The 13,677-nt window shown below is 46.2% G+C and carries 12 protein-coding genes; 8 read left to right on the top strand and 4 right to left on the bottom strand.

Translation table 11 applies throughout. From position 1 onward, the window contains the following. Positions 1–8 precede the first annotated feature (8 nt). Entirely contained in the window at positions 9–737 is a 729-nt protein-coding gene (locus tag ACTSEZ_RS12165; protein WP_369734457.1) for a MerR family transcriptional regulator, read from the top strand. Between the two features lie 86 nt (positions 738–823). Here ACTSEZ_RS12165 and ACTSEZ_RS12160 read toward each other — a convergent pair whose 3' ends face one another. Both ACTSEZ_RS12160 and ACTSEZ_RS12155 read right to left on the bottom strand, forming a co-directional pair. After that, positions 824–1,156: a hypothetical protein gene (locus ACTSEZ_RS12160; RefSeq protein ID WP_369734456.1), complete on the bottom strand. Its 333-nt coding sequence runs from the start codon at positions 1,154–1,156 to the stop codon at positions 824–826. Positions 1,157–1,238: 82 nt separating this feature from the next. Further along, positions 1,239–1,397 (bottom strand): hypothetical protein, encoded by a 159-nt coding sequence (locus tag ACTSEZ_RS12155; RefSeq protein ID WP_369734455.1) that lies wholly within the window; start codon positions 1,395–1,397, stop codon positions 1,239–1,241. A 141-nt stretch (positions 1,398–1,538) separates the two neighbouring features. On the opposite strand from ACTSEZ_RS12155, the gene ACTSEZ_RS12150 reads away from it, so the two are divergent. Further along, a complete protein-coding gene (locus tag ACTSEZ_RS12150) occupies positions 1,539–1,859 on the top strand; it encodes a ribonuclease E inhibitor RraB (protein WP_369734454.1) in 321 nt (106 codons plus the stop codon). A 29-nt stretch (positions 1,860–1,888) separates the two neighbouring features. Here the strand turns inward: ACTSEZ_RS12150 and cyoE are convergent, their stop codons facing one another. Together cyoE and ACTSEZ_RS12140 are read right to left on the bottom strand one after the other, a co-directional pair. Beyond that, positions 1,889–2,803 (bottom strand): heme o synthase, encoded by a 915-nt coding sequence (gene cyoE / locus ACTSEZ_RS12145; RefSeq protein WP_282033791.1) that lies wholly within the window; start codon positions 2,801–2,803, stop codon positions 1,889–1,891. 373 nt (positions 2,804–3,176) lie between these two features. Further along, on the bottom strand, positions 3,177–4,154 hold the full coding sequence (locus tag ACTSEZ_RS12140; protein ID WP_369734453.1) for a zinc-binding dehydrogenase: 978 nt from the start codon (positions 4,152–4,154) through the stop codon (positions 3,177–3,179). Positions 4,155–4,342: 188 nt separating this feature from the next. Between ACTSEZ_RS12140 and ACTSEZ_RS12135 the strand changes: the two genes are divergently transcribed. The 6 genes from ACTSEZ_RS12135 (at position 4,343) to uvrA (ending at position 13,664) form a co-directional block, all read left to right on the top strand. Then, complete coding sequence (locus ACTSEZ_RS12135) at positions 4,343–5,041, top strand: winged helix-turn-helix domain-containing protein (RefSeq protein WP_369734452.1); 699 nt, start codon at positions 4,343–4,345, stop codon at positions 5,039–5,041. Continuing rightward, positions 5,038–6,438 (top strand): sensor histidine kinase, encoded by a 1,401-nt coding sequence (locus tag ACTSEZ_RS12130; protein WP_369734451.1) that lies wholly within the window; start codon positions 5,038–5,040, stop codon positions 6,436–6,438. Before ACTSEZ_RS12135 ends, ACTSEZ_RS12130 begins: the two co-directional genes overlap by 4 nt. A 252-nt stretch (positions 6,439–6,690) precedes the next feature. Beyond that, positions 6,691–8,280, top strand: coding sequence for a peptide chain release factor 3 (locus ACTSEZ_RS12125; RefSeq protein WP_369734450.1), 1,590 nt, complete (start codon positions 6,691–6,693; stop codon positions 8,278–8,280). A gap of 15 nt (positions 8,281–8,295) precedes the next feature. Further along, positions 8,296–8,535, top strand: a complete 240-nt coding sequence (locus ACTSEZ_RS12120; RefSeq protein WP_369734449.1) for a DUF2198 family protein — start codon at positions 8,296–8,298, stop codon at positions 8,533–8,535. A 263-nt stretch (positions 8,536–8,798) separates the two neighbouring features. Beyond that, positions 8,799–10,781 (top strand): excinuclease ABC subunit UvrB, encoded by a 1,983-nt coding sequence (uvrB, locus tag ACTSEZ_RS12115; protein WP_369734448.1) that lies wholly within the window; start codon positions 8,799–8,801, stop codon positions 10,779–10,781. 6 nt (positions 10,782–10,787) lie between these two features. Continuing rightward, positions 10,788–13,664 carry an excinuclease ABC subunit UvrA gene (gene uvrA, locus ACTSEZ_RS12110; protein WP_369734447.1) on the top strand — a complete coding sequence of 959 codons (2,877 nt, stop codon included), beginning with the start codon at positions 10,788–10,790 and terminating at the stop codon, positions 13,662–13,664. Positions 13,665–13,677: the final 13 nt, after the last annotated feature.

The following is a 13,677-nucleotide window of genomic DNA, read 5'->3' as shown; positions in this document are numbered from 1 at the left end:
CTCACAGCATGAAAGTAAAAGAAGTGGCCGATTTGACCGGAATCAGCGTGCGCACGCTGCATCATTACGATGAGATCGGACTCTTAGTGCCTGACGAGGTAACAGAGTCCGGGTACCGGATCTATTCCAGTGAAAATATTGAAACGCTGCAGCAGATCCTGTTTTTTAAAGAGCTTGGTTTCCCTTTGAAGAAAATCCATGAGATTATCAGCAGTCCGACATTTAACAGAAAAGAAGCTCTGGAGATTCACCGCCTAATGCTGCTCGAAAAGCGAAAGCGGCTGGATCAGATGATTGAGACGGTTGAAAAAACGATACAGCATACGAAAGGAGAAATTGAGATGTCACAAAAAGAAAAATTCGAAGGCTTTGACTTCAGCCATAATCCTTATGAGGAGGAAGCGCGCAAGCTTTACGGGGACAAAGCGGTTGATCAGGCGAATCAAAAAGCGGCAGGGATGACTCAAGATATGCAGGAGAGGTTTAACGACCTCTACAGAAGACTCGCAGATGTGCGTCATACAGCACCTGATTCTAAGGAGGCTCAGGAAGCAATTGGCGAATGGTATATCCTTCTCAATGAATTTGGCAGCTATTCACTTGATGCGTTCAAAGGGCTTGGCCAGCTGTATATTGACGATGAGCGGTTTACTAAGAACATCGACAAGTTCGGTGAAGGTCTTGCCGTTTTCATGCGGGATGCAATGGCCGTTTACGCAGATACTCATAAAAAGTAATAAGGAGCGGCGGTTCTTGATGGAATCGCCGTTTTATTTGTTGCTTATTATAAACGAAAAAGAGAACTCGTTATGAGTTCCCGAACCTACCATTTTGGTTCTTTTTTTATTTCAATCGTGTAACCGCTGATGTCATTTTCATTTAGAATCTGGTTGATGCCATCAGTTGCATTTTGCTTAAGTCTGCTGAAACTGACACCTTCCGGCGGTCTTATCATGAAAGCGATGGTCTTCTTTTCTTCAGTAATACCTTCCGCCACGATGTGTTCGGCTACATTGTTGTATTCACTTTTGCTTAGCTCATAAGCGATTTTTTCTCCAATGGCTTTTTCTCTTTCATTTTCTTCATAAATGGAATGATCTTGTGAACATGCTCCGAGAAGTAATAACATTGATGCACCAAAAATGGTTCTTTTCATTTTTAGGCCTCCAATTATTACAGATATATCCAATTCTAGCATATTTACTTATGAAGGACTAGGGGTGAATTTAAAATTGCCCTCAAATACAGATCTTAAATAGCCCGAAGTCCGCGCATACTTTTTTCCGCTGAACCTTAGAATAGGAATGAAAGGCATCGTCAGTTCTCATCTTTTTAAGCTGTGCTTCCTTTTCGAGCTTATGAAGTTCTTCCATGACATAAAAATCGTGGTTATTCATTTTTTACCGCCTCCTTAAGTTACTTTCATTATATGGGAGACGGCGTGAAAAACAGATTCGGCATCGGACTGAACTTTTCTCAGTCTTTCGGAGGGGAATGCTTTATAATGGATAGAGACTTGAGTAGCAGGAGGAATAAGAATGAAGTTTCCAAAGGATGAGGACGGCAAGATCCTGAGCATGCTTTACAGGGAGGGGCTGAATTTTAAAAAGCCTCACAATGTTGATTTTTATGTAGCTGTGCCAGATGAGAAGAACGGGGAAGCGATGATCAAGGCGCTTGCTGATAACGGTTATAAGTTCATGATGGAGTATGATGATGATGTGGAAGAGTGGACATGCTTCGGTTCCATTAAAATGTATTTGAAGCACAATGAAATTACGGCCGTGCAGAAAAAGCTCGATGCGATTGTAAAGCCGCTTGGGGGATACGCGGACGGCTGGGGTGTCATGACGGAATAGAAAAAGCCAGCCTGAGCGGCTGGCTTTTCTTATAGGAAAGAAACAATAATAAGCATCGTGAAAATAATCGTCAGATGATTCAGCGAGAAGATGAACATCATCGTTGCCCATTTGTAGTCGTCCATTTTTTTATAGCCTGCAAGGCCTGCGATCATCCATGCAAGAGTCAGGGCGAACATGGAGAACGCAACGACTTTGCTGAAAGACAGGAACAGGAATGACGCTGCAAGCAGGGCAATTAAATAAACGATTGTTTGAACTTTGGCGCGCGGTGTTCCTTTCACGACCGGAAGCATTGGGACGCCTGCGTTTTTGTAGTCATCAAAGCGTCTGATGGCAATCGCGTAAAAATGCGGAGGCTGCCATAAAAACATAAGAACGAACAGGCCGAAAGCTGCCGGATGAAACAGGTCAGGCGAGATGGCTGCCCAGCCGATCAGCGGAGCAATGGCACCTGATAAGCTTCCCACTTCCGTGTTGTAGATCGTTTTGCGTTTCGTCCACATTGTGTAGGGTACTAAATAAAGAAAGAGACCAAGTACACCGATAAAGGCTGTCAGCGGAGAAATAAGATACAGGAAGACTGCTCCGCTGATTGAAAGGGCAATTCCGAGCCAGAGCGCAAACTTAGGATGAATGGACCCTGTAACGGTTGGTCTTTCCATCGTGCGCTGCATAAGAGAGTCAATGTCTCTGTCGTAGTAGTTATTAATTGCACCTGCTCCGCCTACAACGGCTGCTGTTCCAAGCAGGGCAAGAATCACCACTAAAATGTTGTCTACAAAATTTGCATTATATACGGACAGGGCCACAGAAAGACCTGCGAACATGCCGAGAAGGTTTGATTTAACGATGCCGTCTTTGACGATGGCTTTAAGATTGCTCCAGGAAAAGATGCTTTTTATAGAAAGAGAATCTTCTACGATAACCTCTGAACTTTTCATCACAATTCTCCTTTTCAAGTGTTAAAAAATATAAATGCAAGCGCAGCTGTATGCTGCCTGCAGAATCTGACCAGGCACATGCACGGTTTTATCTAACAAAAACTCTTACCTAACTTAACTAATTATCTACTATCTTAACAGGTATTTGAACTGGAAAGTAATAGACGGATAGATTTGACAAAAAGATGTCGCATCTTTGTGAACATTTTCTATACGTTATTGAACTTTTCTGATAATAACCCTGCAAAAAGGCACTCTCTCCATTATGGTGTCTGATGCAATCCCGGGTCAATCCTAAAAACCCGGAATGAGCATATTGCCTGTCCGGAGCAAAAAAGAAAGACCGGGCTCAAAAACCCGGTCTTTCCCATTATTAAATTTTCGCAACAATTTTCCCTTTAACATGGCGCTCAGATAACTGAACAAGTGCATGCGGCACTTCTTCAAGCGGGATAACCTGCTCAAGCAGGGAGTTCAGCTGTCTTTCGGCAAGCAGAAGCAGCATGTCATCGCCCATTGCAGCCAGATCTTTTTGCTGCTCAAGGTTGTCTGACTGGTGAGCAGCGCCAAGAGCGATTTCATGATACGAAATGGCTTTGGTAAATGGTTTAACTTTTGTAAAATCAGGTGCGCCTGCGATATAGGCAATCCGGCCGTTAAAGGCGAGGCAGTCAAGGGAGTCGGTTGCGTTTTGACGGCTTACTGTATCAAGGACAGCATCGACCCCGTTTCCGCCGGTCAGATTCATGATTTCAGCCGTAACGTCTGTTTTGTTGTAGTCAATCGCATAGTCAGCTCCAAGAGATTTAACAAACTCATGATTGTAGGCAGATGCCGTTGTATAGACAGTCAGACCTGAGCGTTTCGCCATCTGGACGGCAAAACCTCCGACTCCTCCTGCTCCCCCGTGGATCAAAATCGATTCGCCTTCTGTGATGCGCAGCTTTCTGTAAAGAGCCTGATAGGCTGTGTAGCCTGCAGTCGGAAGTGCTGCTGCATCTTCAAATGAGACAGATTCCGGAATGATGGATACTGTGTGGGCAGTTGTCACAGCATATTCTGCAAATCCGCCCTTCTTCGTCAGGTCGCCGTGATATACGACGCGGTCTCCGATTTTCAGGTGTTCAACACCTTCGCCAGTTTCCTCCACGATGCCGGCTGCATCAAGGCCGAGAATATGAGGATAGCTCCAAAGCGGATTGCCGCCTGTTGCTGTTTTATAATCAACCGGATTCAGTCCGACTGCTTTCACTTTAATGAGAATTTCGCCTCTGCCTGACGACGGCTTTTCAGTTTCACCGACCTGCATGTCTTTCCATTCGCCTTTTCCCTGAAGCAATAATGCTTTCATATGTAGAACACTCCTCTGAGTTTTGTAGACAAGATTCTTTTCATTATAGGAGAAGGAGTGAACTGTTTACAAATGAAGTGCTTCCGTGAGTTTCCAGACTGAAAATGGAAACAATCTATAAAATACTTGCGAAATGACAAAATTCACTTTACTTTGAATAGAAAGTGATCGATTTGGAAGGTGAAAAGATGAAGGTTCTAGTAATAGAAGATAATCAGAGCGTCAGCGAGATGCTTGAGCTGTTTTTTTCAAAAGAAGGCATTAAGGGTGCTTTTATAAAAGATGGACTTGAAGGCTACAAAGCGTATAAGCAGGAGGACTGGGACGTGCTGATCATCGACTGGATGCTGCCGGGGATGGACGGGGTTTCTCTCTGCCGGAAGATCAGGGAGGAAGGGGGAACAGTTCCAATTATTATGCTGACGGCGAAAGACAGTGAATCAGATCAGGTTCTCGGGCTTGAAATGGGAGCAGACGATTATGTAACGAAGCCGTTCAGTCCGCTTGCACTGATGGCGCGGATTAAAGCTGTATCCAGGAGACACGCAGCCGCGCGGACGCCTAAAGAAGAAACAGATTGCTTAGAAACAGCTTACTTTAACATTAATAAGCAGACACGCGAGGTTCTTCTTGATAACGGAAAAATTGAAAACCTTACGCCAAAAGAATTTGAACTTCTCTGCTATTTTGCAGAGCATCCGCGCCAGGTTTTCACGCGCGAGCAGCTGCTTGAACGGGTATGGGGCTATCAGTTCTACGGCGATGAGCGGACTGTTGATGTCCATATTAAGCGGCTCCGCGCAAAGCTCGGCACGAAGGCGCGTCCTTTTTTCCATACGGTCTGGGGAGTCGGCTATAAGTTTGACGAAACGGCCGGATCCGAATGAGGATTAAATATCTTTACCAGCTGTTTTTAAGCCACATCAGCATTCTGATAATCGCATTCATGATTTTAAGCCTGGTTGTTGCGCAATATGCGGAGTCCTTTGTTTATGAAAACAAAGTAGAGGAGCTTGAACAGTATGGAAACAGAATCCTCGCAGATGTGAAAAACAACAGGGGCGAGAGGGCGCTTAGAGAATATGAACATGTATTGAGTGCACGCGGCATCCGCTTCAGCCTGTTTGATGATAAAGGAATGATTTTTTATCCATACTCCGGAAATGCGCCAAGATTTCAGCCGACAGACGAGGAATGGGAAAATCTGAAATCCGGTGAACGGATTGTCGTCAGACATGAAATCAAACGGTTTGACCAGGAGGTATCGCTCGTTGCCCTGCCATACATAGAGAACGGCTCGCTCTCGGGAGGGATTCTGCTTGTGTCTCCAATTAAAGGATCCCGCGCGACGATCAGTGAGATCAACAGGTACCTGCTCTACACAATCCTAATTTCGCTCTCTGTTTCCCTGCTGCTCAGCTGGATTCTATCAAGTCTCCACGTAAAGAGAATTCAGCGCATCCGAAACGCATCGTCTATGATTGCTGAGGGGAAATATGACATCTCCGTCCCGTCCTCAACAATCGACGAGATTGGCGAACTGGCCAATGATTTCAACATTATGGCCGGCCAGCTGAAAAAATCAAATAAAGAAATCGAGAGTTTAGAGAACCGCCGGAGAAAATTTATGGCGGATGTCTCACATGAGCTGAGGACGCCGCTCACGACAATCAGCGGTGTGATTGAAGGTTTGAAAAACAACATGATTCAGGAAGAGGAAAAAGAGAGGGGACTGCAGCTTGTGAGTCAGGAGACAAAACGGCTGATAAGGCTCGTCAATGAAAATCTGGATTATGAAAAGATCCGCTCAAACCAGGTGAAGCTTTTTAAAGAAAAGATTAAGCTGATTGAGGTTTTTGAAATCATAAAAGAACATTTGGAGCTGCAGGCAGAAGATAAAAACGTCCGGCTGGATATTGCTGCAGATGAAGATACAGAGATCTATGCCGATTATGACCGGCTCATTCAGATTCTGATCAACATCACGAAAAACAGTATTCAGTTTACAGAGAGCGGGACCGTTTGCCTTCGCGGGAAAAAGGGGTATAAGGAAACCATTATTGTGATCGAGGATACAGGAATCGGCATGGATCCTGAGGAAGTGGAATCCATCTGGCAGCGGTTCTACAAAGCGGATATGTCACGCACAGGCCATCAATTTGGTGAGTTCGGCCTTGGCCTCTCCATTGTAAAGCAGCTTGTCCTCATGCATAACGGAGAAATTGAGATCAGCAGCGAAAAGAACCAGGGAACGACTTTCATCCTCAAATTTCCAGAGAAGTAGAGAGCGCTGTTCATACTTTGTTCATACTTCTCTGGTAAACTGATCACAAATATGGCTGAAATAAAGGAAAGGGGAAGAGATTTATGAAAAAGAAAGATACGGTCTTCATTCTTGTAGGCGCTGTCATTATGGCTGCGGTCAATGTTCTTTTCTTCACAGCTCCTGTGTAAAAGAAAGTACGGGCTGAAATTGTTCTATTGCTCTAAATGTGATATATTTCAAACGAAGTAAACTTTGTGAGGGTAATCATATATGAGCATAGATAACGAAATTTCAAAAAGACGGACGTTTGCCATCATCTCCCATCCGGATGCCGGTAAAACAACGTTAACAGAAAAGCTCCTGTACTTCGGGAAAGTGATTCGCGAAGCAGGAACAGTAAAAGGGAAGAAGACCGGCAAATTTGCCGCTTCCGACTGGATGGAAATTGAGAAAAAACGCGGCATTTCCGTTACATCAAGTGTCATGAGTTTTCCTTACCATGACTTCCACGTTAATATCCTTGATACTCCTGGACACGAAGATTTCAGTGAGGACACCTACCGCACACTGACGGCAGTTGACAGCGTCGTGATGATCATCGACTCCACTAAAGGGGTTGAGCCTCAGACGATCAAGCTGTTTAAAGTCTGCCGCATGAGAGGCATTCCTATTTTCACTTTTATCAACAAACTTGACCGTGAAGGAAAAGATCCGCTTGAGCTTCTGTCTGAAATTGAAGAAGTGCTCGGCATCGAATCCTATCCAATGAACTGGCCGGTTGGAATGGGCAAGCGGTTCCTTGGAATTATTGACCGCGAGCAGCACACAGTCGTTCAGTTTAAAGGAAACGAGCAGGAGGAAATCATTCCTGCAGATGAAGTGGAAGGCAGCGAAATCGGCAGCCATCCGACGTATCTTGAAACGCTTGATGAGCTTGAGCTGCTTGAAGAAGCGGGAAACCAGTTCGACGCTGACCGTGTGAAGCGCGGAGAACTGACGCCTGTATTCTTCGGAAGCGCACTTGCAAACTTCGGGGTTAAGTCGTTCTTTGATGTGTTTCTTCAGTATGCCGTTCCGCCGCAGCCAAGAAGAACAAATCAAGGCTTTATTTCTCCTGAAACAGAAGAATTCTCAGGATACATCTTTAAAATCCAGGCCAACATGAACCCGGCTCACCGCGACAGAATCGCCTTCCTTCGCGTGTGTTCTGGCCGCTTTGAGCGCGGAATGAGTGTTCAGCTAAGCAGAACGAACAAAACGCTGAAACTGAATCAAACCCAGGTATTTATGGCCAAAGACAGAGAAACCGTTGATGAAGCGTTCGCAGGCGATATCATCGGAATCTATGACCCGAACGTTTATCAGATCGGGGACACGCTGACAGCCGGCAAGGAAGGCTATCAGTATGATGAGCTTCCGCAGTTCCCGCCTGAAATGTTCAAAAAAGTGCGCGTGAAAAACGTCATGAAAGCAAAGCAGTTCCGCAAAGGAATTGAACAGCTTGTTCAGGAAGGCGCGATTCAGTACTTCCGCCAGGATTCTACCGACGACATTATTCTCGGTGCAGTCGGACAGCTGCAATATGAAGTGTTCGAATACCGCATGAGAGCGGAATATAACGTCGAAATCGAATTCGTGCCGATGGGCGACCGCATTCCAAGATGGATCGGGAACGACAAGTTTGAAAAGCGCTTCTTTGATTCAAGAAGCCTTCTTGTCCGCGACCGCAACGACCAGTATGCCGTTCTGTTTGAGAACGAATTTACCTTCAGGCATTTCAGTGAAAACCATAAAGACATTCAACTGATCGATCTTCTGCAGGAAAATGACTATCAAAGCTATTCAGCTACAGATAAATAAGCGGGGGCTGATCGCATGTTACTGAAAGCAGCTCTGGCTCTCGTCCTGCCGTTTGTCATTCTCACGCTGTTTGCCCGCGTGACGTATAATCACTACGTGGCAGCGGTGCTGACAATCGCCCTGCTTGCTGCAGCCTACACAAAAGGCTACATGGATTCCTGGCTGCTCATCGCTCTTGACGCGGTGTCGGTTATTGCAGGATTCATGTACGCAGCTAAAATGGCCAAAAGGACGAGAAATGAAAAAACCAATTAGAACCTGTTCCCGGTGGGAGCGGGTTTTTTTTGCTGTGCAAAACAGGCTTCATATAACAAAACTGTCTTTCGGTTTATCATCCGTCCTAAAAAGGTATTGAAATAAGAACTATAAGCATTTAAATCGCTTTTTCAGGCGATAATGATAAAATCAAACCAAAATGTCGAAAAAAAAATACGAACTATCGTTCGTATTTTTAGTGTTTTTCTCTGCGATTATGGTAAAATATGAATACTGATTACATACGAATGGAGGTCCTCCTGTTGAGCGATCGTTTTGAGTTAGTATCAAATTATAAGCCGGAAGGCGATCAGCCAGCCGCGATCAAGCAGCTCGTCCAGGGCATTAAAGAAGGGAAGAAGCATCAGACGCTTCTTGGAGCAACAGGCACCGGGAAGACGTTTACCGTTTCAAACGTCATCCAGGAAGTGAACAAACCGACGCTTATTATTGCCCATAATAAAACCCTCGCCGGACAGCTGTACAGCGAGTTTAAAGAGTTCTTTCCGAACAATGCAGTCGAATACTTTGTCAGCTACTATGACTATTACCAGCCGGAGGCCTATGTCCCGCAGACGGATACATTCATTGAAAAGGACGCAAGCATCAATGATGAAATTGATAAACTGAGGCACTCCGCTACCGCCTCGCTGTTTGAACGGAAAGATGTCATTATTATTGCCAGTGTATCATGCATATACGGCCTCGGTTCTCCTGAAGAATACCGCGACCTGGTCGTTTCTTTGCGCACGGGCATGGACATTGAACGCAATCAGCTTCTCCGGAAGCTTGTGGATGTACAATATGAGCGCAATGATATTGATTTTAAGCGCGGAACGTTCAGGGTGCGCGGGGATGTTGTGGAGATTTTCCCTGCTTCAAGAGACGAACAGTGCATCCGGGTTGAATTTTTCGGGGATGAAATTGACCGCATCCGCGAGGTTGATGCATTAACCGGCGAGATCAAGGGCGACCGAGAGCATGTCTCCATTTTCCCGGCATCCCACTTCGTTACCCGCGAAGAAAAAATGAGAGTCGCAATCGGAAATATTGAAAAAGAGCTTGAAGAGCGGCTGAAAGAGCTTCACGAAAACGGAAAGCTGCTTGAAGCGCAGCGCCTTGAGCAGCGTACGAGATACGACCTTGAAATGATGCGGGAAATGGGCTTTTGCTCAGGCATCGAAAACTACTCAAGGCATCTGACGCTCCGCCCGGCCGGCTCAACTCCTTACACGCTTCTCGATTTCTTTCCGAAGGATTTTATGATTGTTGTTGATGAGTCGCATGTGACGATTCCCCAGATCAGAGGGATGTTCAACGGGGACCAGGCGAGAAAGCAGGTGCTTGTCGATCACGGTTTCCGTCTGCCGTCTGCCAAAGACAACCGTCCTCTTCAGTTCGGCGAGTTTGAAGAGCATATCAATAACATCCTGTTTGTATCTGCAACTCCAGGACCGTACGAGCTTGATCATACACCTGAAATGGTGCAGCAGATTATCCGTCCGACAGGGCTTCTTGATCCGACGATTGATGTCAGGCCGATTCAGGGTCAGATTGATGACCTCATCGGGGAGATTCATGCCAGAATAGAGCGCAACGAGCGCGTCCTCGTTACGACCCTTACAAAGAAAATGTCCGAGGATCTGACGGATTATTTGAAAGACATCGGCATCAAGGTTAACTACCTTCATTCTGAAATCAAAACACTCGAGCGAATCGAGATTATCAGGGAGCTGCGCCTCGGGAAATTTGATGTTCTAATCGGAATCAACCTCCTCAGGGAAGGACTCGACATTCCGGAAGTGTCTCTTGTCGCCATCCTTGATGCGGATAAAGAAGGCTTCCTGAGATCGGAACGCTCGCTGATTCAGACAATCGGACGTGCTGCCCGGAACTCAAACGGACACGTTATTATGTATGCCGATAAAATGACAAATTCCATGGAAATTGCCATAAATGAAACAAAACGCCGGCGTGAAACACAGAAGGCTTTCAATGAAAAACACGGCATAGAGCCGAAAACAATCCAGAAAAAAATTGCCGAGACGATTCGCGCTGTTATTGCCCCTGAAGATGCGGAAGAACTGGAATCAGCTCTTCCGAAACTCGGCAAGCTGTCTAAAAAAGAGCGCGAAAAAGTCATACAGCAAATGGAATCAGAGATGAAAGAAGCGGCTAAAGGGCTCAACTTCGAGCGTGCTGCCGAACTTCGCGATCTGATACTAGAGCTTAAAGCGGAAGGATGAAACTAGATGGCACTCGATAAAATTAGTGTGAAAGGTGCGCGCGCTCACAATTTAAAAAACATAGATGTGACGATTCCGCGGGATAAGCTCGTTGTTCTGACAGGCTTATCGGGCTCAGGAAAATCGTCGCTTGCATTTGATACGATTTATGCGGAAGGGCAGCGGAGATATGTTGAATCGCTCTCTGCCTATGCCCGCCAGTTTCTTGGGCAAATGGATAAACCGGACGTTGATTCGATTGAAGGCCTGTCACCTGCTATTTCAATTGACCAGAAAACAACAAGCCGGAATCCCCGTTCTACAGTAGGGACTGTCACGGAAATTTATGATTATCTGAGACTTTTGTTTGCGCGCATCGGCAGACCAACTTGCCCAAACCACGATATTGAAATCTCGTCCCAAACGATCGAGCAGATGGTGGACCGGATCCTTGAATATCCTGAGCGGACAAAGCTGCAGGTGCTTGCACCTGTTGTTTCTGGAAGAAAAGGAACACATGCGAAGGTGTTTGAAGACATTAAAAAGCAGGGCTACGTGCGCGTCCGGGTCGACGGGGAAATGATGGAAGTCGGCGATGAGATCAGTCTTGAGAAAAACAAAAAGCACACGATTGAAGTTGTGATTGACCGGATTGTGATAAAAGAAGGGATTTCAGCCCGTTTGGCTGATTCTCTTGAATCTGCCCTCGGTCTCGGGGAAGGCAGAGTTGTGATTGATGTCATCGGTGAAGAAGAGCTTTTGTTCAGCGAACATCACGCCTGTCCGATCTGCGGTTTTTCAATTGGCGAGCTTGAGCCGAGAATGTTTTCATTCAACAGCCCGTTTGGCGCCTGCAATGAATGCGACGGACTTGGCACAAAGCTTGAGGTGGACGTTGATCTAGTCATGCCGAATAAAGACCTGTCTTTAAAACAGCATGCGCTAGCGCCGTGGGAGCCGACAAGTTCGCAGTACTATCCGCAGCTGCTTGAAGCAGTGTGTAATCATTACGGTGTTCCGATGGATATTCCGGTCAGGGATATACCGGCACACCTTTTAGATAAAGTTCTTTACGGCAGCGGCAGTGATGAAATCTACTTCCGCTATGAAAATGACTTTGGACAGGTGCGCGAAAACTACATTCAGTTTGAAGGGGTCATCCGGAATGTGGAACGCCGCTACAAAGAGACAAGCTCTGATTACATCCGCGAGCAAATGGAGAAATACATGGCTCAGCAGGCATGCCCTAAATGTAAAGGACACAGACTAAAAAAAGAAAGTCTTGCAGTACTTGTTGACGGAAATCATATCGGAAAGGTCACAGCTCTTTCGGTTCATGAAGCCATCGCTTTCTTTGAAAGCCTGAATTTAACTGAGAAAGAAATGCAGATTGCAAGACTGATCCTCAGGGAACTTGAGGAGAGGCTTGGATTCCTGAACAATGTAGGACTGGACTATCTATCGCTCAGCCGTGCTGCCGGTACTCTTTCAGGCGGTGAGGCCCAGCGGATCAGGCTTGCCACGCAAATTGGCTCCAGACTGACGGGTGTTCTGTACATTCTGGATGAGCCGTCGATCGGCCTTCATCAGCGGGATAATGATAGGCTGATTCAGACACTTCAAAGCATGAGGGATATCGGAAATACGCTCATAGTCGTCGAGCATGATGAAGATACAATGATTGCAGCGGATTACTTGATTGATATAGGACCTGGCGCAGGTGTCCACGGCGGGCAGATCATTTCCGAAGGCACGCCGGAGTACGTCATGAATGACAAGAATTCATTGACGGGACAATATCTGTCGGGTAAAAAATTCATTCCTCTGCCGGTTGAGCGCCGCAAACCTGACGGAAGATATATTGAGATTAAAGGGGCAAGCGAAAACAACCTGAAGAACGTCACAACTAAATTCCCTTTGGGAACTTTTGTTGCCGTAACAGGCGTTTCCGGGTCAGGAAAAAGTACACTTGTGAATGAAATTCTCCACAAGTCCCTTGCCCAAAAACTGAACGGTGCCAAAACGAAGCCCGGTGAGCATAAGGAAATCAAAGGAATTGAAGAGCTTGATAAGGTCATCGACATTGACCAGTCTCCGATCGGCCGCACGCCGAGGTCAAACCCTGCCACTTATACGGGAGTGTTTGACGATATCCGAGATGTATTTGCGACGACAAATGAAGCGAAAGTGCGCGGCTACAAAAAAGGGCGTTTCAGCTTCAACGTAAAAGGCGGACGCTGCGAAGCGTGCCGCGGTGACGGAATTATCAAAATCGAGATGCACTTCCTTCCTGATGTGTATGTGCCGTGCGAAGTATGCCACGGGAAACGCTATAACCGAGAAACACTTGAAGTCAAATACAAAGACAAAAACATCGCGGATATTCTGGAAATGACGGTTGAGGATGCTGTATCCTTCTTCGAAAATATCCCGAAAATCAAGCGCAAGCTTCAAACCATTTACGATGTCGGGCTTGGCTATATCACACTCGGACAGCCGGCAACCACCCTGTCCGGAGGAGAAGCGCAGCGCGTGAAGCTTGCTTCTGAGCTTCACCGCCGTTCAACTGGACGCTCTCTTTACATTTTGGATGAGCCGACAACAGGCCTTCATGTAGATGACATCTCACGTCTTCTGAAAGTCCTTCAGCGTCTCGTTGAAAATGGCGATACGGTGCTGGTCATTGAACATAACCTGGATGTCATCAAAGCAGCAGACTATCTCATCGACCTCGGCCCTGAAGGCGGAGATCACGGAGGCCAGATCGTTGCTTCAGGCACACCGGAAGAAGTAGTAAAAGTAAAAGGCTCCTATACGGGCAAATATTTAAAACCGATCCTCGAACGCGACCGCGAACGGATGAAAAAAGCATTAAAAGAAAAAGAAGCCGTTGCGAAAGCATAACTGCAGCCCCCAT

Origin of the sequence: Metabacillus mesotrionivorans (genome assembly GCF_052171315.1) — a bacterium.
Lineage (GTDB): Bacteria > Bacillota > Bacilli > Bacillales > Bacillaceae > Bacillus_P.
The sequence above is the reverse complement of the archived record's forward strand: the minus strand, read 5'-3'. Positions and strand labels throughout refer to the sequence as shown.

Bases quoted from the DNA above. Each gene is read 5' to 3' on its own strand.
- ACTSEZ_RS12165 (WP_369734457.1), top strand. From the start codon at position 9: ATGAAAGTAAAAGAAGTGGCCGATTTGACCGGAATCAGCGTGCGCACG.
- ACTSEZ_RS12160 (WP_369734456.1), bottom strand. From the start codon at position 1,156: ATGAAAAGAACCATTTTTGGTGCATCAATGTTATTACTTCTCGGAGCA.
- ACTSEZ_RS12155 (WP_369734455.1), bottom strand. From the start codon at position 1,397: ATGAATAACCACGATTTTTATGTCATGGAAGAACTTCATAAGCTCGAA.
- ACTSEZ_RS12150 (WP_369734454.1), top strand. From the start codon at position 1,539: ATGAAGTTTCCAAAGGATGAGGACGGCAAGATCCTGAGCATGCTTTAC.
- cyoE (WP_282033791.1), bottom strand. From the start codon at position 2,803: ATGAAAAGTTCAGAGGTTATCGTAGAAGATTCTCTTTCTATAAAAAGC.
- ACTSEZ_RS12140 (WP_369734453.1), bottom strand. From the start codon at position 4,154: ATGAAAGCATTATTGCTTCAGGGAAAAGGCGAATGGAAAGACATGCAG.
- ACTSEZ_RS12135 (WP_369734452.1), top strand. From the start codon at position 4,343: ATGAAGGTTCTAGTAATAGAAGATAATCAGAGCGTCAGCGAGATGCTT.
- ACTSEZ_RS12130 (WP_369734451.1), top strand. From the start codon at position 5,038: ATGAGGATTAAATATCTTTACCAGCTGTTTTTAAGCCACATCAGCATT.
- ACTSEZ_RS12125 (WP_369734450.1), top strand. From the start codon at position 6,691: ATGAGCATAGATAACGAAATTTCAAAAAGACGGACGTTTGCCATCATC.
- ACTSEZ_RS12120 (WP_369734449.1), top strand. From the start codon at position 8,296: ATGTTACTGAAAGCAGCTCTGGCTCTCGTCCTGCCGTTTGTCATTCTC.
- uvrA (WP_369734447.1), top strand. From the start codon at position 10,788: ATGGCACTCGATAAAATTAGTGTGAAAGGTGCGCGCGCTCACAATTTA.